An 18,640-nucleotide genomic window follows, 5' to 3' on the forward strand; every position below is an offset into this window, starting at 1 on the left:
GAAGCGGGCTAAAGGTTTTAAACGAAGAAAAATGTTGTTTGTCGGAAATTCAGGTATTTAGTCTATTTCAGCTTTCCTTATTGAAATGATCCTGCGTAATTGTTTAACTTGTGTAAGACAAGAAAATGAACTCCTTCCTTTATAACGAATTTATTTTTTCTTCCCGCTATCGTATTTGGCGGCACTTATTTTATTGGACATTTCATGTTGCAATATGGGCTGCCTTTTGGATGGTGATGGGTGTTCCACTTTCATATGGCCGGCAACTCCTAAATATGGTCATGTGGGTGCCAGCGTTTATTTTATTTGGTTATCCATTAGTGTATGGCGCTATTCCGCATCTCTTACTAAAGGGGAGAGTGTGGCAGTTTTTTTTGTTCGTATTGTTTTGGGGAGCTGTTGGACTTTATATTGATGCGGGCTACAGAAGTTATGTATTAATTCCTGCGCAGGAAGCAATGGGGTTAGATAATATATTGCCAAGAGGACCACTTGCTTTTTGCTATTTGTGTATGACCACTTCTGCAGCAAGCCCAATGATTATAAAATTTTTTAAGCTGTGGACAATCAAACAAAGAGACTGGATGCGTGCACAGCAGGAAAAAACAACTGTTGAGCTTCAGTTATTGAAAGCACAGGTGCACCCGCATTTCTTATTTAACACGCTCAACAATATCTACTCTTTTTCACTCGAGAATTCACCCAAAACACCCGGGCTTATTTTAAAACTTTCATCGCTGTTAAGTTATATGCTTTACGATTGTAAAACAGATGAGGTGCGACTTGAAAAAGAAATCGACATCATGAAAAATTACATCGACCTTGAGCGGGAACGATATGGTAACAAAATTGAAATCTCATGGAGTGTGGAAGGAGAAATTAAGGATAAATTGATTGCACCGTTGTTGTTACTCCCGTTCCTTGAGAATGCATTTAAACATGGTGTGTCTGAGCAAATAGAAAAACCGTGGCTTGGTGTTGATATATCGGTACAACAAGGAACGCTTCGTTGTAAAATCGCTAATAGCAAAAATGAATATGTGCCGGAAAGTGATAAAGGCATTGGCATCGACAATGTGAAACAGCGACTTTCATTTATTTATCCCGGCAAACACGAATTAAAAATTAATGATGAAGGAAGTTTTTTTGTAGTATCGATGATGGTGATCTTGGTTGATGAACTTCCTGCCGCTAGTTTTACGTCTGCTTCAATGTTCATCCCTCAACCCACACAGCATGAAACTTCGCTGCCTGCTTATAGATGATGAACCGCCGGCATTAAAAGTATTGTCGACCTACATCGCTGCTATCAATGGCCTTGAGACTGTGGGCCAATGCAGAAATGCGATTGAAGCGTTGAGCATATTACAGCAAAAAACCGTTGATGTTATTTTTCTTGATATAAAAATGCCACGCATACTTGGTACAGAGTTTCTGAAAAATCTTTCACATCCACCCAAGGTGATCTTTGTTACTGCATACAGGGAATATGCTGTTGATGGTTTTGAATTAGATGCTGTTGATTACCTTGTTAAACCTGTTTCATTCGAACGTTTTTTTAAAGCCATCACCAAGCTCAATAGAATGATGGGGCAGGAAGTATCCACTGTTACAAAAAACGAAACATCTACTTCAGCTGCTTTTGTGTACCTGAAAGTTGATAAGGATATGAAGAAGATCTTTGTGAATGAGATTGATTATATCGAAAGCTGGAAAGATTATGTAATGGTTTTTCTGAGTGATGGCAAACACTTTCTTGTAAAGCAATCGATCTCTGCCATGGAAAACCTATTATCAGAACATAAGTTTATGCGTGTACATCGTTCTTATATGGTATCGTTAAGTAAAATTGCAGGCTACAATGGATTATCAGTTCAGCTGGCGCAAAAAGAAATTCCTATTGGCCGGCTATATAAACAAACTGTAATGGAACGCTTGCAACTGAAGTAAGTAACAAAAAAATCCTTAAAAATTGGACCACTTCTTTATTACCGCAGTTTCTTCACCATCTTAAAATGGGGAATGGTTAACTGGATAAACTCATCACCTTCTATTTTGTAACCCTGTTTCTCAAAAAAATGACAGGTTGTTTTTCTTGAATGCATCATCATGGTCTTATACCCACGGTCACGTGCAATATTTTCAGCAAAATTCATGAGTGAAGCACCAATGCCTTTCCCCTGCAGATTATTTTCTACCGCCATTTGGCGTAACCGTACAGTGGAATTATCAATATGAGTCAGAAAACAACAGCCCAGCATTTTCTCTTCTTCAAAGGCTGCAATTAAAATGTCGTTTTTTTCTTTATCCAATTCTTCCGGCGTAAAGTTCAGCCCAAGCGGTTTACGTAGTATCTCATACCGCAAGTTGATCATTTGCCGATGCTCAGCCGTTCCAAAGTCAATTTGTTTAAGCGCCATATGTAAGTTTAAGCAGGATGAACAAGTTACATTTTTTTATGTAAAAACAAACAGTTGTAACTTACGTGAACAGAAGCTTCATGAAAGCTTAGCAACTGGGCTTTTTGATATGGTAGTGAAAACCGACTGAAACCTCCTGAAAATGAAGCGTTTCAGACAATTTTACAGGAACGCTTGCTAATTGCTTAAAAACTCTATTTTTGCAACCTGTAACCAAATTATTACGACAATGTCAGACATCGCAGCAAGAGTAAAAAAAATCATCGTTGACAAGTTAGGTGTTGAAGAGTCAGAAGTGAATCCTGAAGCTTCTTTTACCAATGATCTGGGAGCTGATTCTTTAGACACAGTTGAACTGATCATGGAGTTTGAAAAAGAGTTCAACATCTCTATCCCCGATGAGCAAGCTGAAACCATCACGACTGTTGGTCAGGCAGTAACTTATTTAGAAGAACACGCTAAGTAATTTAATATCGCCAAAAGCGGTATAACTAATCTTTCCCAGGCAACTTATGGAGCTCAAACGAGTAGTAGTTACCGGAATTGGTGCCCTTACACCATTGGGCAAAACTCTCGATGAATATTGGGATGGTTTAACCAATGGTGTATCCGGTGCTGATTTCATCAAGCAATTTGATTGTTCGAAGTTCAAAACACGTTTTGCCTGCGAGGTGAAAGATTTTGACCCCACAACTTATCTTGATAAAAAAGAAGCAAGGAAGATCGACCGCTTCACGCAGTTTGCCTTGGTTGTAAGTGATCAGGCAGTACAGGATGCGGGCATAAACAAAGACAATGTTGATGTAGACAGAGTAGGTGTGATCTTTGCCAGCGGTATTGGCGGCCTCATTACTTTCCAGGAAGAGGTGGTAAACTTTGCCAATGGTGATGGAACTCCCCGTTTCAATCCCTTCTTCATCCCTAAGATGATTTTGGATATTGCGGCCGGACAAATTTCGATGCGTCATGGTTTTCGTGGTCCAAATTTCGCTGTTGTATCGGCTTGTGCTTCTTCAACCAACGCCATCATTGATGCTTATGATAATATCCGCCTGGGAAAAGCAGATATTGTTTTAACGGGCGGAAGTGAAGCAGTTGTAAGTGCAGCGGGTGTTGGTGGATTTAATGCCATGAAAGCATTGAGCGAACGGAACGATGACCCCAAAACAGCCAGCCGTCCGTTTGATAAGGATCGTGATGGTTTTGTAATGGGCGAAGGTGCTGGTATGCTTGTGCTTGAAAGTCTTGAACATGCCTTAAAGCGTGGTGCTAAAATTTACTGCGAAATTGCCGGCGGTGGTGCCACTGCCGATGCGCATCATATTACAGCTCCTCACCCCGAGGGACTTGGTGCAAAAAATGTAATGAGTGCTGCATTAAAAGATGCAGGTTTGCAGGCGTCTGATATCGATTATATTAACGTACATGGCACTTCTACACCTCTTGGTGATATTGCTGAAACAAAAGCGATCATGAGTGTATTTGGTGATCATGCTTACAATCTCAACATCAGCTCAACCAAATCAATGACTGGTCACTGCTTGGGTGCGGCAGGTGCTTTAGAAGCAATAGCATGTGTAATGAGTGTGGTGCATGATATTGTGCCTCCAACCATTAATCACTTTACTGATGATCCTGAACTTGATTCTAAACTGAACTTCACGTTTAACAAAGCACAGAAACGTACTGTGCGTGCTGCTTTAAGTAACACGTTTGGCTTTGGTGGACATAATGCTTCAGTGATTGTAAAGAAATATTCCTGAATTACTTTAGATTTGTTAGAACATACATCTGCCGTAAAGCAATTTGTTTTTGGGTGAATGATGTAATAAACCTGTATGGTGCGGAACTTCGTCCGGCAAATATTACCCGCTAAGAATAAGTTTGAGAGTAACCTGCGTAATATACTTGGGTATAGTCCGGGCGACCTTAAACTTTACAAAACTGCACTCAGCCATCGTTCCATTAAAGAAGGTAGTGATCAGAACAATGAACGGCTGGAGTTTTTAGGCGACGCAGTATTGAGTGCTGTGGTTGCCGATTATCTCTTCAAAAAATATCCATACAAAGGCGAAGGTTTTTTAACAGAGATGCGCAGCAAGATGGTGAACCGTGCAACGCTCAATGATATTGCTGTGCGGATGGGGTTGAAGAAGGTAACACTGTATAATAAGGGCGATAACTCACTTAAGATATCACAGATATTCGGCAATACACTTGAAGCGCTGCTGGGTGCTATTTATCTTGATCTTGGTTATAAAAAAACGCAACGGTGGATCGTCAAGAATGTGATTGTCCCGTATTTGTTTATGGAAGATCTTGAAGCACTTGAGATCAATCACAAAAACAAACTCTATGGCTGGGCAAACAAAAATGGCAAGGCACTTGATTTTGAGACATTGGATGAACGATTAGAAAACGGCCGACGTTTGTTTACCATTGGAGCTGTGGTTGATGGCGAAGTAATAGCCGAAGGCAAAGCCTTCAATAAAAAAGATGCCAGCCAGATAGCCGCTCAATCGGCTGTAGAAAAACTGGGTATAATTTGATTCGGTTTTTTATTCTTTCTGCATATGACTCCGCTATTTAAAAAACTCAATTACAAAACGCAGGGTACAATTGTATCCGTTAATCATCCTGACAGTTTTTTGCCCGAACTCAAATCAATTAGTGAAGAAGCAACCATTATTGATTCTCTCAGCAAAGTAAAAAAAATTGATTTTGTAATCGTGTTTGCTACAAAACAAAAGGAAGTTGATAAAGCTGCTGAGCAAATTGCAAAGAAAGCAGCAGACGATGCAGTAATCTGGTTCTGTTATCCAAAAGGAACTTCAAAAAAATATACCTGCGAGTTTAATCGTGATACCGGATGGGCCAAACTTGGTGAACTTGGTTATGAGCCGGTGCGTGCTGTTGCCATTGATGAAGACTGGAGTGCATTACGTTTTCGCAAGGCCGAAAAAATTAAAACCATGACACGCTCTTTTGCCATGACTGAGGTTGGTAAGAAGAAAGTGGCGGCAGCGAAAAAGAAATAATATTGATTTCTGCAAAAAAGCTCGGCAGTAAATCTGCTGAGCTTTTTCTTTTGCAGAGAGGAAGGGATTCGAACCCTCGATGCAGTTTCCCGCATACACACTTTCCAGGCGTGCTCCTTCAACCACTCGGACACCTCTCTTTAAATCCCTGCTTAAAATAATTCAAGCTAAGTTTCATTTTTTGCAGGGCAGCAAAAATACAGTTTCAGTCTCTTAGCTGCCGAATAATTTTTGAGCGTTGCGTGTTGTTTGCGCTGCAATTTCTTCAGCCGGAATATTCATAGCCTCAGACATTTTCGTTATTACATATTTTAAATAAGATGGCTCGTTGCGTTTACCTCTGAATGGAACAGGGGTGAGGTAGGGTGCATCTGTTTCCAGTACGAGATATTCTAATGGGATTGATGTTAGTACTTCTGCCAGTCCTGATTTCTTATAACTTACTACTCCACCAATGCCCATTAAGAAACCCAGATCCATAATTTTTTTTGCCTCATCTACTGAGCCTCCAAAGCAATGAAAAATTCCATGCAACTTCCCGTTCTGTTGTTCCTTCACCAGATCAATACAATCCTGCATCGAATCCCGGCTATGGATCACGATCGGCAAGTTCAGCTCCAGTGCCCAGTTGATCTGTTTGCGAAAGGCTTCTTTTTGTTCAGCTACAAATGTTTTATCCCAGTAATAATCCAACCCAATTTCACCTACGGCTGCAAAAGGTCGTTTTTGTAGCCATTCTTCCACCAGTTTCAGCTCATCGGCTACATTTTCTTTTACAGAACATGGGTGAAGCCCCATCATCGGAATACATTCAGGATGGGTTTTCTCCAGTTTCAACAGGTCGTCGATAGAGCTGCTGTCGATATTAGGAAGGTAGAAACGAGTAACCCTTTCAGCCTTGGCCCGATCTAATACATCTTCAATATCAGCCTGAAAATCTTCGAGATAGAGGTGTGCATGTGTATCAATGATTTCCATAAAACGCAAAAATAAGCTGTTCCGGCTAGGTACTCAACCCGGTTATTTCCCGTTTATTTAAAGTAAGAACCTTTAATTATTTTTAACGCTCTTTAAACCAACTGACAGGTGGTAAGTCTTTGTACTGTTCAGTTTTTAAAATAAACCACCAAAAGCGTATATCATGAAAACAAGTTCAATCTTAACAAAAGGCACATTAGCATTTCTGCTTCTGGGTGCTCTTACATTTACTGCCTGCAAAAAAGAAGCAAGCCAATCGAAGGAAGAAGAGTTAAACACTGTTGAAAGTACCGAAAGCAATAACGAAGCCGAAGCTGCTTACGACGATGTATTTAATAATACCATGGGTATTGGTGCAGAAGCCAATGGCGAATCACTTGGTATTACAGCCGGTGTAGGTATTTTCGGTCGCATGGAGGCAGGTAATATTACAGGAAGGGTAGATAGCATCCGTTGTTTTACAATCACTGTATCACCTCTTACCCCGGGCATTTTCCCAAAAACAGTTACTATAAACTTTGGAGATGGATGTCTTGGCCGTGACGGTAAACTCCGCAAAGGAAAGATCATTACGGTATTCACTGGCCCTATGGGTATTCCGGGCAGTAAAGCAACTACGACCTTCGAAAATCATAAGATCGACAGCGTAAAAGTTCAGGGAAAACATGAAGTAACCAATAACAGCACCAGCAACAACCGCATCTTTACTACAAAAGTTATTGAAGGTAAACTTACCTGGGATAGTGGTCGTTGGGTTGCGTGGAGCAGTGTTCGTACTGTTGCCCAAATCGAAGGAAATGGTACCCCTTTCTGGCCTTTGGATGATATTTTTTCAATCACTGGTGGTGGCCGTGGCGAAAACAGCCGTGGCAAGACATGGGGCCATGAAGTAATTGAACCCCTGATCAAAAAATTCAGCTGCCGCTGGATATCAAAAGGTGTGATGCGGATCAAATTTAACAACACAGGCGGCTTGCTCAACTTTGGAGATGGCCGATGCGATAACAAGGCAGAATTAACCATTAACGGTAACGTAAGAATCATTATTCTGCCCTAAGAAAAAACACTTGCATCTGATAAAAGAAATTGTACCTTAGCAAAAGTTTTCATAGGGTACGGATTAAAAACGGGCCAGGGTTTCCACCCCGGCCCTCCTTTTTTCAGCTCATTACTAGCGTATTACTTCAAAACGGTAACCCTCACCCGAAAATAATTTCAACACTTCAGGCAACGCAAACCGCAGATTAGGAAAGGCTTTTTCACTATCGTGAAATACAATAATGCTACCGGGTTTTGTGTTCTTTGTTACATTATCCAGGCATTTTTGCGGACTGATGTTGGTATCAAAATCAGCACTCAACACACTCCACATGATTATTTTAAATGGCGGGTTCGATTCTTTCAACACTTTTGCAGGAAAGCTTCTGATCTTTCCATAAGGTGGACGAAACAGATCAGAATCAATCCATTTTGCTGCTTCTTTAATATTATTCAACCATAATTCATCTGTTGTATGAAATCCATTTAAATGATCGTGTGTATGATTACCAACACGATGACCTTCTGCAAAAAGACGCTGATATAATTGTGGATGTTGTCGCACATTGTTACCAATGCAAAAAAAAGTTGCTTTAGCGTTGTACTTTTTTAATTCATCCAATACGAACTCAGTTGCAACAGGAGTTGGTCCATCATCAAATGTTAAGTATAAAACCTTTTCTATTGTAGGAAAACTCCATGTTAGATCCGAAGGAAATAATATGCGGAGCCACCATGGTGTTGTTGCAACGTAAAACATAATTGAAGTTAGTACAGATGAGAATACCCGGTTAACTGTATAAGTACGTTTTTATAAAAAAAACGTTTTCCTTTCTTTGAAAGAAAACCGGCTTGTGTTTTTGGCGAGAGCATTTCATTGGCATAAACAGCCTCATGACTGTTATTTGATTTTGCAGTTGTACCTGTAAGCACCGCTTCAGTACAATATTTTTCCAATAGGCCCGGCAGTGTTTGATAAAAAAGCGATGTGCTGATAAGAACATCAGCACCTGATATTTTATGACCTGTAGATGCGATGATGCCGACAATACTGCTGTCTTTAGTTCTTAAAGCTTGTAAGAAATAACGAACGTATTGTTGCGAAGTGTCAGCTACTTTCCGGTTGTTCAACAAAGATGCATATGATGAAGAGCCTGTTTGATTATTTTGTTTGAGTAAACGACGTATCTCATCCCAAACCTTTGTTTGGTTTTGCGCTGTATCAATGATCGCTTGCAACCCACTCCCTGTTGTTCCACGATAAATAAATTTCCTTTCTTTCTCGCTCCATCGGTTTTCTTCAATACAATAAACAGGAACGAGATGTTGTTTGCCTGTTTCAAGAATAGTATCTCTGGCAAAAACACGATCCTGCCGGCCACCCATTACTATTTCGCCACTCTTGATCAGGAGATCTTTGCCGCTATTGTTTTCAATAAACAGAACGTTGATGTTATCGACCATATAATTCCCCCTCTCTTTCAGCTTCACAGTTCCTCTTGCCATACCGGATTTCAATGAAACAGAGTTGGCAGTAACATAGTCGCTGTCTTTTGATTGTTCCATTCGTTTGATGGGGATCAATTTCAGGTTACGGAAAATAATAGCACTGTCATATTCCACAACAAGAGATGGAAAAGTAAAATCAATCTGTGCATTCGTGACAATACAAGTTAAAAGTAAAATGAGCAGGCAGAAATCTTTCTTCATTGATGTGGTGAAGGTATAAAATGAAAACGTTTAAAGCCCTTTAGGGGTTTGAGGTTTTAGACTTTATCTTTGCGACATGAGTGTAAGAGTACGTTTTGCCCCGAGTCCAACGGGTGGTTTGCATTTAGGCGGTGTACGCACCGTGTTGTATAATTATTTATTTGCCAGGCATCATGGCGGCGAGTTTGTATTGCGGATAGAAGATACCGATCAGACACGCTTTGTACCGGGCGCTGAAGAATATATTTTCAATTGTTTGAAATGGTGTGGATTGGAGCCTGATGAAAGTCCGGTGCATAATGGTCCTTATGGTCCTTACCGCCAGAGTGAACGCAAAGAAATGTACCGCAGCTATGCGGAAACGTTAGTTGCACGTGGCTTCGCATATTATGCATTTGATACCAAAGAAGACTTGGAGAAGATGCGTGAAGAATTGAAAACAGAAGAAAATCCTTCACCACAATACGATCATCGTGCCCGGAAAAATATGCGCAACAGTTTGAACTTAACTTATGATCAAGTAAAAGAACTGTTAGAAAAAAATACACCGCATGTGATACGTATTAAAATGCCCGAGAATGATGTGTTGAGCTTTACAGACATGATTCGTGGGGAGGTTAGTTTCCAAACAGGATTGGTTGATGATAAAGTGTTACTGAAAGCAGATGGTATGCCTACTTATCATTTGGCTGTGGTGGTAGATGATTATTTAATGAAGATCACCCATGCATTTCGTGGTGAAGAATGGTTGCCAAGTGCACCTGTGCATTTGTTGTTATGGAAATATTTGGGCTGGGAAGCATCGATGCCGCAATGGGCACACTTGCCATTAATACTTGGGCCCAGTGGCAAATTAAGTAAACGTGACGGTGCAAAATATGGTTTCCCTGTTTTTGCAATGAACTGGACCGATCCCAAAACAAATGAACTAACCGAAGGTTTTTTTGAAAAAGGATTTTTGCCGGAAGCATTCATTAATTTATTGGCCGTGCTTGGCTGGAACGACGGCACAGAAAAAGAACTGTACACAATGGATGAGTTGATCGCCAGCTTTGATATTAAGCGTGTACACAGTGCAGGTGCCAAGTTTGATTATGAAAAGGCAAAGTGGTTCAATCATGAATGGATCAAACGATTACCGGCTGCAGATCTGCGATTGAAGATTGAATCTTACTTTAAAGCAAATGGAATTGATGTAAGCGATACAACTAAACTCGAAAAAGTGATTGAACTGGTGAAAGACCGTTGCACACTGTTGCCTGATTTTGTACAGCAGGGCGGTTTTTTCTTTAAAGCGCCTGAAACATTAGAGCTGGATGCTGTTAAACCAAAGTGGAGTGATGAGAAGAAGCAATTCTTTGTGGAATATGTTGAAGTATTGAAAACGATTAACACATGGGAGTTAATAGCGATTGAGAATGCGTTTAAAGAACTGACTGCTGCAAAAGCAATCAAGCCCGGTGAACTTCAACTGCCCATGCGTATTATGTTGGTAGGTGGTAAGTTTGGCCCGGCTGTATTCCAGATCGCTGAAATGATCGGTAAAGAAGAAACAGTAAAACGTGTGGAGTATGCGTTGAGTTTATTATAAATAGTTTAGTTATACCAAAAATGCCTCTGCAGCTGCAGAGGCATTTTTTTATTGATGTGTTATCCCTGTTTTCGTATCAACTCCATCAACCCAACAAATGAACCCGTGCCCAACTCTTCAATCATTTGTTTATCGGTTTTCTTCAAGGTAAATAAACCATCCGTATTCAACTTCACCTGTTCCGGTGTACGAATACCGGGAATAATTACAGACACTTCATCATAACTTAAAATATAGCTCAACGCCAGTTGTGTTTTTGTGCAATTGTATTTGCTGCACAGCTTCCAAACCGGTTCTGTCGCAAGTAAAGTGGCATCAATCACTTTCTTTGTTAACCGGTTCTTCCGATGATCATTGTCAGTGAAATTCACCTGCTCATCAAACTTGCCGGTAAGTAAACCAAACTGTAACGGCATGCGTGCTATAATGGCATAGCCTTTTGCTGCTGCAGTTTTCATTAACTGTAATGCTTTTTGGTTAATAATATTGAGCACTAACTGGAAACCATTCCCTAAATGCTTGTTTAATAGAAAATCTGCATCATCGTTTGGTTCAAAAGTATTCAACGATAAACCCCAGTAGCGGATCTTACCTTGTTGTTGTAATTGTTGCATGGCTTCAATGCATTCGCCGTTTTGTAAATGTTTTAAACGGGCTGTGTGGAGTTGATAGTAATCAATTACATCTCTGTTCAATCGTTTCAAAGATGCTTCGCATGCAGCAAGGATATAGTCTTTGGAATAGTCGACAGTGAATTGTTCATTGCGTGCAACATTGCCCACTTTCGTTGCAACAACTACATCGCTTTTGTTGCCGATTTCACTACCAATTATTTTTTCTGAATGACCAAGACCATAAATATCAGCGGTATCAAAAAAGTTGATACCTGTATCTAATGCTGCATGAATAGCTTTTATCGACGTGTTATCATCTGCATCACCCCAACCAATAGCTGTGGTACCGATCATGGCACCGCCACCAATGGCCCATGCACCAAAACCAATTTCGCTTACAGCTAATTCCGTGTTGCCAAATTTTCGATAGTTCATGTCGTAATTTACTGAATAGCTATTATCTTAACTTGATGAACTTTACTAAATCGGCGTGGCCAACTATTTTCTTATTGGCTATCATCAAATTTGCATTACCTTTTTTTCTGCAGCATCCCGTTTATGAATTACACAGAGATGAATTTTTATATCTGGAACAAGGACATCATTTAGCATGGGGATATATGGAAGTGCCGCCGATGCTTTCCTGGTTATCATACCTCACACATGTATTTGGCGGAAGCTTTTTCTGGGTAAAATTCTGGCCTTCATTTTTTGGTGCAATCACACTCATCATTACCTGTGCTATGGTTTTGGAAATGGGTGGAAAGTCGTTTGCTGTATTTATCGCCGGCTTGTGCATAATGTTTACGGCTTATCTGCGTTTACATTTTTTATTCCAGGCAAATTTTCTGGAAGTATTCTGGTGGACATTGAGTGCTTACTTTATTGTCAGATATATCAATACGAAACAAGTAAGGTATTTGTATTGGATCGGCTTTGCATTTGGTTGTGCGTGGTTAAGTAAAAATTCGGTTTCATTTTTTATACTAGGTTTTGCAGTGGCCCTGTTGCTTACACAATACCGTTCACTTTTATTAAATAAACATTTATACGGCGGAGGATTGCTTGCGTTATTGATCGCATTGCCCAATTTAATTTGGCAGTACAATCATAACTGGCCGTTGTTACATCACATGGAAGAACTAAGAGAAACGCAGTTGAAGTTTTTAAGTCCGGTTGATTTTTTGATGGGACAGATACTGATGTACTTCACCGCATTTTTTATTTGGGTGATGGGGTTGATCTGGTTGTTTACTGAAAAAGGCAAGCCGTACCGCATGCTGGCTTTGATCTATCTCACAGTAATTGTATTGCTGATTGTAAGCAGCGGAAAAAATTATTATTCGATGGGTTTATATCCTATGTTATTTGCATCAGGTTCAGTGGCTTTGCAACAATGGACAACCGTAAAACTAAAATGGTTACGATGGGTAACTGTTGCAGTCATTCTTTTTCTTGCTGGCTTTACCTTGCCGATGGCTATGCCACTATGGGAACCTGATAAACTGGCCGCTTATTATAAAGAGCGTGATGTGGAAGGAACAGGTATGTTGAAATGGGAAGATCAACAAAATCATTCGTTACCACAAGACTTTGCTGATTATTTGGGTTGGAAAGAAATTACAACTAAAGCTGAGAAACAGTTTTTATCGCTGCTGCAGAGCGAAAGAGACAATACAATTGTGTATTGTCGCCATTACGGACTTGCAGGCGCCTTAAAATATTATGGAAAGAATGAACAATTCAAATCAAAAGTGATCAGCGATAACGGATCATTTATTTATTGGATACCAAGCGAGTTTGGGTTTAAGCATTTAATTTTTGTTGGCAGACGAATGCCAGGTGCAGATGATGAAGTATTTCAACATTTTGAAAAAGTAACACTGATCGATTCTGTTACGTACAAACATTCACGCCAGCTGGGTGATCGGGTGATCTTTTTTGAAAATGTTGATTCAATTGGTTCAAAGCTGGCAGCTGAAGGGTTGAAACAAATGAAGCAGGAGTTCAGCCGAAAGAAATTGTAATCTGTTGTTCTGGCCTTGCTTGTTTACAATCGTTAGCTGAAATGCCTATTTTCGCAGCATAACATTGCTGTATGAAAAGACCCGTACGAGTTCTCGTTGCTAAAGTTGGATTGGATGGCCACGACCGTGGAGCTAAAGTAATTGCTACTGCTTTGCGTGATGCAGGTATGGAAGTTATTTATACCGGTCTTCGCCAAACACCGGAAATGGTGGTGAATGCTGCATTGCAGGAAGATGTGGATGCAATCGGCGTAAGTATTTTAAGCGGTGCTCACATGACTGTTTTTCCCCGCCTCTTGAATTTGATGAAAGAAAAAGAAATGAATGATGTGTTGCTTACAGGAGGCGGTATTATTCCTGATGAAGATGTGGATGCATTAACAAAGATGGGTGTTGGTAAATTATTTCTGCCCGGCACCAATACACAGGATATTGCGGCTTACATAAAAGATTGGGTGTCGAAACATCGTAACTTCTGATTGTACATTCCTTAAACTTACTTATATGAGTTATCAAACATTGCTTACTTCTTTGGAAGATGGAATTTTTGTGATCACCATCAATCGTCCCGAAAAATTAAATGCACTCAACAAAACAGTGATTGAAGAATTGTCAGCTGCTGTTGATGAAGTGTACAGTAATGCTGCCATCAAATGTGCTGTAGTAACCGGTGCTGGTCTAAAAGCATTTGTTGCGGGTGCCGATATTTCTGAATTTCTTTCAATGGGCACAACGGATGGTGAAGAATTAGCAAGAAAAGGGCAGGAAATGGTATTTAATAAAATTGAACGATCGCCCAAACCCATCATTGCCGCAGTAAATGGTTTTGCATTGGGAGGTGGTTGTGAGTTGGCGATGAGTTGTCATTTTCGGTTGGCAAGCGAAAATGCAAAATTTGGTCAGCCGGAAGTAAACCTAGGATTGATACCTGGTTATGGCGGTACTCAACGTTTGGTTCAATTGATCGGCAAAGGCAAAGCAATGGAGTTGATGATGACAGCCGCTATGATTGATGCGAGCGAAGCAAAACAACTGGGGCTGGTAAATTATGTTGTAACGGCAGATGAATTACTTCCGAACACGAAGGAGCTGCTTGCAACCATCATGGGTAAGGGCCCAACTGCAGTTGCGAAAGTAATTGCAGCGGTGAATGCACATTTCGATTCATCACAAAATGGATTTGATGCAGAGATCAAATTGTTTGGTGAATGTTTTGGAACAGAAGAGATGAAAGAAGGAGTTGGGGCGTTTTTAGAAAAGCGGAAGGCGCAGTTTGGTAAGTAGGTTATATTTGAGCAATTTATTATTACCATTTTTAATATGAAAAAGTATATTTTTTTACTTCTGTTTATCGGAATTTATTTTATTTCTTATACACAAGCGCCAAAGAAATATATTATACAACCCGGTGAAACAATTCTCGAAGTTATCCCTAAAAATGAAACCTTTGAGTATTTGAAGTTTGAACAAGGTGTTGTTTATTTTAGAGATGGTAAGCGGTCTTCTGCAAAACTAAATTATAGTTTTGTATATGAAGAAATGCTTTTCATTGCTACAAATGGCGATACTCTTACCATTCTAAATCCAGGTGAAACCAGTTCTGTCGTTATTGGAAAAGATGAATTTTATCACGCTGGTATAAGGTTTGTAAAATTAGATACAGCAATTGGTGATGTTAAATTAGGGGTTTCAAATTTTTTTGCGACATTAAGCAAAAAGAAGGTTGGCGCTTATGGAACAACAACAGAAGGTGGAACAGATTCATATTCTTCATTTATAGTTCCTAATAATACAAAACTTACCCTGACTCCAAGTATTGTCACAACTGTTGCACGTCGAAAAGCTCTTTTCATAGGTAACAAATTCAATCAGTTTATTCCTGTTACAAAAAAGAATATTGTCTCTTTTTACCCCGAAAAAGAAGCGCAGTTGAAAAAGTATTTTCAAGGCAAAGAAGTCAATTTTTCTTCCCGTGAAGATATCATTGCCCTTATTGCATATATGGGTACACTTTAATTTATTTTTTCAATCAGTGTTTCATCAATTAAATAAGCTTCTAACTCACTCACCCTGAAGACAGCTTTGGTTTCTTCAATACTAAGTATAATTGATGTTGCTTCAACCGAAGTAAATGTAAGTATACGTTTTCTGCCGATTGTTGTACCAACTGTTTCATATACTGTTCTTCCATTGGAAGAAACAACAGTTAGTTTGAATTTGCAAATGCCTTGACCGAACCGGATATCTTCTTTCAATACAATGCAATTGATCTTTGTTTTCTTTTTCAATTGCAGTGTAACAGGTTGTTTTAATTGAATTGACGTTGTTATCTTTCCGTCAGTAAGAAGCTTTGTGTTTTCTGTTGGACTAAAAAATAGTTCTTTCTGCTTAAATGATGCTGAACGTAGTTTCTTAAACCCAACCAAAGCCGCTGAATCATTTGCATGAAACTTTCCTCTTCTGTCTGGTGGCACATTCAACAGCAATGTTGCTCCACGACCGACAGATTTCAAATAGAGATCAAATAATTGTTGAGGTGTTTTTACTTTGTTATCTTCTTCTGCATGGTAAAACCAACCCGGCCGAATGCTAACATCACACTCAGCAGGTATCCAATGCTTCCCATATTTATTTCCAACATTTAATGTGTCTGTTGATGGAGCACCGAGCCCGGGAGTAAAACCTTCAATGTTTAACGTGTTCCAGTTTGTTGTCCCTGCAATACCTTTTTCATTTCCTACCCAACGTATATCCGGACCAACATCACTAAACACAACTGTTGCAGGTGAGAGTTTGCGAACAGTTTCTTTAAATCTTTTCCAATCGTACACTTGTTTTTTACCGTTTGGCCCTTCACCATTGGCGCCATCCCACCAGAGTTCGGTAATGGGTCCGTAATTCGTAAAGAGTTCTTTCATCATGCTCACAAATATATCATTGTATTTTTCGGTGCCATAATCGGGGTGGTTTCTATCCCATGGCGAAATATAAACACCAAAGTTTAATCCGTATTCTTTACAGGCTGCTGCTAATTCTTTCAGCACATCGCCTTTGCCATTCTTCCATTTGCTTTCACGAACCGTATGTTTCGAAAACTTACTTGGCCATAAACAAAATCCATCGTGATGTTTAGCTGTGATGATGATACCCGTTGCGCCAGCCTGCTTTGCAATGCGGCACCACTGACGACAATCAAGCTCAGTGGGGTTGAAGATATCTTCCGGTTCATCCCCATGTCCCCATTCTTTATCTGTAAAAGTGTTGGGACCAAAATGGGTAAACAAATAGTACTCTGAATTATGCCATTTCAACTGTTGCGTTGTTGGAACGGGATTGTGGTTTTGTCCAAAGCAAACGATAGTGAGGACAAAGCTGATTGCGGAAGAAAAAATGAATTTCGTCATATGATTTGAGTACTCAAATTAGGAAAATCAACTCAGTTAACACCTACCTTTGCGGCACTTTCCGAACTTACAAAAATCATTTACTATGAGCTTCAGAATTGAAAAAGATACAATGGGAGAAGTAAAAGTTCCCGTTAATGCTTATTACGGCGCACAAACCCAACGAAGCATCGACAATTTCAAAATTGCACAGGATATCAATCGTATGCCGAAAGAAATTATCCGTGCATTTGCTTACCTGAAACATGCTGCTGCTATCACAAACAATGAAGCAGGTGTATTACCGAAAAAGAAAGCTGTATTGATTGGTAAAGTGTGCAAAGAGATCCTTGAAGGGAAGCTGGATGATTTTTTCCCACTTGTTGTTTGGCAAACAGGTAGTGGTACGCAAAGCAATATGAATGTGAACGAAGTAATTGCTTATCGTGGCCACGTACTTAATGGCGGCAAGCTCGACGATAAAGAAAAATATCTACACCCAAATGATGATGTAAACAAAAGTCAAAGCAGTAATGATACATTCCCAACCGCAATGCATATTGCTGCATATAAAATTTTGATTGAAACAACTATTCCCGGAATTGAAAAACTGCGGAATACATTAGACAAGAAAGCAAAAGCTTATAAGAAAGTGGTGAAGATCGGGCGTACGCATTTTATGGATGCAACACCGCTTACCGTAGGACAGGAGTTCAGCGGTTATGTATCCCAATTAGATCATGGATTGAAAGCGATCAAGAATACATTAGCTCATTTGAGTGAATTGGCATTGGGTGGTACTGCAGTTGGCACAGGCATCAACACACCTCCAAATTACGATGTGAATGTGGCGAAACATATTGCTAAACTCACCAAGCTTCCGTTCAAAACTGCTGAGAATAAGTTTGAAGCGTTAGCGGCACACGATGCGATTGTTGAAGCACATGGAGCATTGAAAACAGTTGCAGTGAGTTTGATGAAGATCGCTAACGATATCCGTATGTTGAGCAGCGGGCCACGCAGCGGCATTGGTGAAATTTTTATTCCAGATAACGAACCAGGATCTTCTATCATGCCAGGCAAAGTAAACCCCACACAGTGTGAAGCACTAACAATGATAGCTGCACAGGTAATGGGTAACGATGTGGCAATTAACGTTGGCGGTGCAATGGGGCATTTTGAATTGAACGTGTTTAAGCCGGTAATGATTTACAACTTCCTGCATAGTGCAAGATTAATTGGCGATGGTTGTGTAAGCTTTAATGATAAATGTGCAGTGGGTATTGAGCCAATTGAAGCTAATATCAAAAAGCATGTAGAGAATAGTTTGATGTTGGTTACGTCACTCAACACCAAGATAGGTTATTACAAAGCTGCAGAGATTGCACAAAAAGCACATAAGCAAGGAGCAACACTGAAAGAAATGGCAGTGAAACTTGGTTATGTTACACCAGAGCAATTTGATGAGTGGGTAATACCTGCGAATATGGTTGGTAAAATATAAGCACTTTAACGTAAAATAAAAAAGGGAGAAGCTTAGCTTCTCCCTTTTTTATTATTCATAACTACTGTAATAGTCGGGTTCAGTAACGGTCTCTTCTGTAAAAGCAGGTCGCATTTCTTTTTGCTGTTCATGAAAAAACAAACTGTACAGTCGGGATGCTGTGTCTTTTTCTTCTTCACGAATGACCAGCAATTGGTTGTCTGTTTTCAATAGCTTTCTTTCTGCCGTAAATGCAACAGCAAGAAAAGATGCAGGGATGAGTATATTTTTCATGATGGTTATTTAGTTTGTTAACGCAAAACCCCTGCCGTAGTTCAGCAGGGATTTTGTTTTAACA

At 39.9% G+C, this 18,640-nt stretch carries 20 protein-coding genes and 1 tRNA gene; 13 read left to right on the forward strand and 8 right to left on the reverse strand.

Annotated elements, in window-relative coordinates; all coding sequences use genetic code 11:
* Window positions 1-125 precede the first annotated feature (125 nt).
* Together WG954_RS08125 and WG954_RS08130 are read left to right on the forward strand one after the other, a co-directional pair.
* Window positions 126-1,265, forward strand: a complete 1,140-nt coding sequence (locus WG954_RS08125; protein WP_340435343.1) for a sensor histidine kinase — start codon at window positions 126-128, stop codon at window positions 1,263-1,265.
* Window positions 1,237-1,950, forward strand: a complete 714-nt coding sequence (locus WG954_RS08130) for a LytR/AlgR family response regulator transcription factor (protein ID WP_340435345.1) — start codon at window positions 1,237-1,239, stop codon at window positions 1,948-1,950. The genes WG954_RS08125 and WG954_RS08130 overlap by 29 nt, the downstream gene beginning before the upstream one ends.
* A gap of 38 nt (window positions 1,951-1,988) precedes the next feature.
* Here the strand turns inward: WG954_RS08130 and WG954_RS08135 are convergent, their stop codons facing one another.
* The gene (locus tag WG954_RS08135; protein WP_340435347.1) at window positions 1,989-2,420 is read right to left on the reverse strand and encodes a GNAT family N-acetyltransferase; all 432 of its coding nucleotides are present in this window, start codon (window positions 2,418-2,420) and stop codon (window positions 1,989-1,991) included.
* A gap of 229 nt (window positions 2,421-2,649) precedes the next feature.
* On the opposite strand from WG954_RS08135, the gene WG954_RS08140 reads away from it, so the two are divergent.
* From WG954_RS08140 to WG954_RS08155, 4 genes are all read left to right on the forward strand, one after another.
* Complete coding sequence (locus WG954_RS08140; protein ID WP_129131635.1) at window positions 2,650-2,886, forward strand: acyl carrier protein; 237 nt, start codon at window positions 2,650-2,652, stop codon at window positions 2,884-2,886.
* Window positions 2,887-2,932: 46 nt separating this feature from the next.
* Window positions 2,933-4,183: a beta-ketoacyl-ACP synthase II gene (fabF, locus tag WG954_RS08145; protein WP_340435350.1), complete on the forward strand. Its 1,251-nt coding sequence runs from the start codon at window positions 2,933-2,935 to the stop codon at window positions 4,181-4,183.
* A gap of 75 nt (window positions 4,184-4,258) precedes the next feature.
* The gene (gene rnc / locus WG954_RS08150) at window positions 4,259-4,969 is read left to right on the forward strand and encodes a ribonuclease III (RefSeq protein ID WP_182803906.1); all 711 of its coding nucleotides are present in this window, start codon (window positions 4,259-4,261) and stop codon (window positions 4,967-4,969) included.
* Between the two features lie 24 nt (window positions 4,970-4,993).
* Window positions 4,994-5,458 (forward strand): hypothetical protein, encoded by a 465-nt coding sequence (locus WG954_RS08155; protein WP_340435354.1) that lies wholly within the window; start codon window positions 4,994-4,996, stop codon window positions 5,456-5,458.
* A 53-nt stretch (window positions 5,459-5,511) separates the two neighbouring features.
* Here the strand turns inward: WG954_RS08155 and WG954_RS08160 are convergent.
* A tRNA-Ser gene (locus WG954_RS08160) sits at window positions 5,512-5,598 on the reverse strand.
* A gap of 73 nt (window positions 5,599-5,671) precedes the next feature.
* Window positions 5,672-6,436: a TatD family hydrolase gene (locus WG954_RS08165; protein WP_340435356.1), complete on the reverse strand. Its 765-nt coding sequence runs from the start codon at window positions 6,434-6,436 to the stop codon at window positions 5,672-5,674.
* Between the two features lie 163 nt (window positions 6,437-6,599).
* Here WG954_RS08165 and WG954_RS08170 point away from each other — a divergent pair, with 163 nt between their 5' ends.
* Window positions 6,600-7,493, forward strand: coding sequence for a hypothetical protein (locus tag WG954_RS08170; RefSeq protein WP_340435358.1), 894 nt, complete (start codon window positions 6,600-6,602; stop codon window positions 7,491-7,493).
* A 114-nt stretch (window positions 7,494-7,607) separates the two neighbouring features.
* On the opposite strand, the gene WG954_RS08175 is transcribed toward WG954_RS08170, so the two are convergent.
* Together WG954_RS08175 and WG954_RS08180 are read right to left on the reverse strand one after the other, a co-directional pair.
* A complete protein-coding gene (locus tag WG954_RS08175) occupies window positions 7,608-8,234 on the reverse strand; it encodes a polysaccharide deacetylase family protein (protein WP_340435360.1) in 627 nt (208 codons plus the stop codon).
* Window positions 8,235-8,242: 8 nt separating this feature from the next.
* Window positions 8,243-9,184 (reverse strand): ARPP-1 family domain-containing protein, encoded by a 942-nt coding sequence (locus WG954_RS08180; RefSeq protein WP_340435362.1) that lies wholly within the window; start codon window positions 9,182-9,184, stop codon window positions 8,243-8,245.
* Window positions 9,185-9,260: 76 nt separating this feature from the next.
* On the opposite strand from WG954_RS08180, the gene gltX reads away from it, so the two are divergent.
* On the forward strand, window positions 9,261-10,775 hold the full coding sequence (gene gltX / locus WG954_RS08185) for a glutamate--tRNA ligase (protein WP_340435364.1): 1,515 nt from the start codon (window positions 9,261-9,263) through the stop codon (window positions 10,773-10,775).
* Window positions 10,776-10,834: 59 nt separating this feature from the next.
* Here the strand turns inward: gltX and WG954_RS08190 are convergent, their stop codons facing one another.
* Window positions 10,835-11,824, reverse strand: a complete 990-nt coding sequence (locus tag WG954_RS08190) for an aldo/keto reductase (protein ID WP_340435366.1) — start codon at window positions 11,822-11,824, stop codon at window positions 10,835-10,837.
* A gap of 35 nt (window positions 11,825-11,859) precedes the next feature.
* Between WG954_RS08190 and WG954_RS08195 the strand changes: the two genes are divergently transcribed.
* From WG954_RS08195 to WG954_RS08210, 4 genes are all read left to right on the forward strand, one after another.
* Window positions 11,860-13,416 carry an ArnT family glycosyltransferase gene (locus WG954_RS08195; protein ID WP_340435368.1) on the forward strand — a complete coding sequence of 519 codons (1,557 nt, stop codon included), beginning with the start codon at window positions 11,860-11,862 and terminating at the stop codon, window positions 13,414-13,416.
* Window positions 13,417-13,487: 71 nt separating this feature from the next.
* Complete coding sequence (locus tag WG954_RS08200; protein WP_340435370.1) at window positions 13,488-13,895, forward strand: cobalamin B12-binding domain-containing protein; 408 nt, start codon at window positions 13,488-13,490, stop codon at window positions 13,893-13,895.
* Window positions 13,896-13,920: 25 nt separating this feature from the next.
* Window positions 13,921-14,700: an enoyl-CoA hydratase/isomerase family protein gene (locus tag WG954_RS08205; protein ID WP_340435372.1), complete on the forward strand. Its 780-nt coding sequence runs from the start codon at window positions 13,921-13,923 to the stop codon at window positions 14,698-14,700.
* A gap of 36 nt (window positions 14,701-14,736) precedes the next feature.
* The gene (locus WG954_RS08210) at window positions 14,737-15,432 is read left to right on the forward strand and encodes a hypothetical protein (protein ID WP_340435374.1); all 696 of its coding nucleotides are present in this window, start codon (window positions 14,737-14,739) and stop codon (window positions 15,430-15,432) included.
* Here WG954_RS08210 and WG954_RS08215 read toward each other — a convergent pair.
* A complete protein-coding gene (locus WG954_RS08215; RefSeq protein ID WP_340435376.1) occupies window positions 15,429-16,820 on the reverse strand; it encodes an alpha-L-fucosidase in 1,392 nt (463 codons plus the stop codon). The two genes, WG954_RS08210 and WG954_RS08215, sit on opposite strands and share 4 nt — an antisense overlap.
* Window positions 16,821-16,905: 85 nt before the next feature.
* Between WG954_RS08215 and fumC the strand changes: the two genes are divergently transcribed.
* Window positions 16,906-18,303 (forward strand): class II fumarate hydratase, encoded by a 1,398-nt coding sequence (fumC, locus tag WG954_RS08220; protein ID WP_340435378.1) that lies wholly within the window; start codon window positions 16,906-16,908, stop codon window positions 18,301-18,303.
* A 51-nt stretch (window positions 18,304-18,354) separates the two neighbouring features.
* Here the strand turns inward: fumC and WG954_RS08225 are convergent, their stop codons facing one another.
* Window positions 18,355-18,576, reverse strand: coding sequence for a hypothetical protein (locus WG954_RS08225; protein ID WP_340435380.1), 222 nt, complete (start codon window positions 18,574-18,576; stop codon window positions 18,355-18,357).
* Window positions 18,577-18,640 lie beyond the last annotated feature (64 nt).

The organism is Lacibacter sp. H375, from assembly GCF_037892425.1.
Lineage (GTDB): Bacteria > Bacteroidota > Bacteroidia > Chitinophagales > Chitinophagaceae > Lacibacter.

Coding starts and splice junctions, on each gene's coding strand:
- WG954_RS08135 (WP_340435347.1), bottom strand. CDS start 2,420: ATGGCGCTTAAACAAATTGACTTTGGAACGGCTGAGCATCGGCAAATG.
- WG954_RS08190 (WP_340435366.1), bottom strand. CDS start 11,824: ATGAACTATCGAAAATTTGGCAACACGGAATTAGCTGTAAGCGAAATT.
- WG954_RS08130 (WP_340435345.1), top strand. CDS start 1,237: ATGAAACTTCGCTGCCTGCTTATAGATGATGAACCGCCGGCATTAAAA.
- WG954_RS08165 (WP_340435356.1), bottom strand. CDS start 6,436: ATGGAAATCATTGATACACATGCACACCTCTATCTCGAAGATTTTCAG.
- WG954_RS08195 (WP_340435368.1), top strand. CDS start 11,860: ATGAACTTTACTAAATCGGCGTGGCCAACTATTTTCTTATTGGCTATC.
- WG954_RS08175 (WP_340435360.1), bottom strand. CDS start 8,234: ATGTTTTACGTTGCAACAACACCATGGTGGCTCCGCATATTATTTCCT.
- WG954_RS08225 (WP_340435380.1), bottom strand. CDS start 18,576: ATGAAAAATATACTCATCCCTGCATCTTTTCTTGCTGTTGCATTTACG.
- WG954_RS08200 (WP_340435370.1), top strand. CDS start 13,488: ATGAAAAGACCCGTACGAGTTCTCGTTGCTAAAGTTGGATTGGATGGC.
- WG954_RS08180 (WP_340435362.1), bottom strand. CDS start 9,184: ATGAAGAAAGATTTCTGCCTGCTCATTTTACTTTTAACTTGTATTGTC.
- gltX (WP_340435364.1), top strand. CDS start 9,261: ATGAGTGTAAGAGTACGTTTTGCCCCGAGTCCAACGGGTGGTTTGCAT.
- WG954_RS08170 (WP_340435358.1), top strand. CDS start 6,600: ATGAAAACAAGTTCAATCTTAACAAAAGGCACATTAGCATTTCTGCTT.
- fabF (WP_340435350.1), top strand. CDS start 2,933: ATGGAGCTCAAACGAGTAGTAGTTACCGGAATTGGTGCCCTTACACCA.
- fumC (WP_340435378.1), top strand. CDS start 16,906: ATGAGCTTCAGAATTGAAAAAGATACAATGGGAGAAGTAAAAGTTCCC.
- WG954_RS08215 (WP_340435376.1), bottom strand. CDS start 16,820: ATGACGAAATTCATTTTTTCTTCCGCAATCAGCTTTGTCCTCACTATC.
- WG954_RS08125 (WP_340435343.1), top strand. CDS start 126: ATGAACTCCTTCCTTTATAACGAATTTATTTTTTCTTCCCGCTATCGT.
- WG954_RS08205 (WP_340435372.1), top strand. CDS start 13,921: ATGAGTTATCAAACATTGCTTACTTCTTTGGAAGATGGAATTTTTGTG.
- WG954_RS08210 (WP_340435374.1), top strand. CDS start 14,737: ATGAAAAAGTATATTTTTTTACTTCTGTTTATCGGAATTTATTTTATT.
- WG954_RS08140 (WP_129131635.1), top strand. CDS start 2,650: ATGTCAGACATCGCAGCAAGAGTAAAAAAAATCATCGTTGACAAGTTA.
- WG954_RS08155 (WP_340435354.1), top strand. CDS start 4,994: ATGACTCCGCTATTTAAAAAACTCAATTACAAAACGCAGGGTACAATT.
- rnc (WP_182803906.1), top strand. CDS start 4,259: ATGGTGCGGAACTTCGTCCGGCAAATATTACCCGCTAAGAATAAGTTT.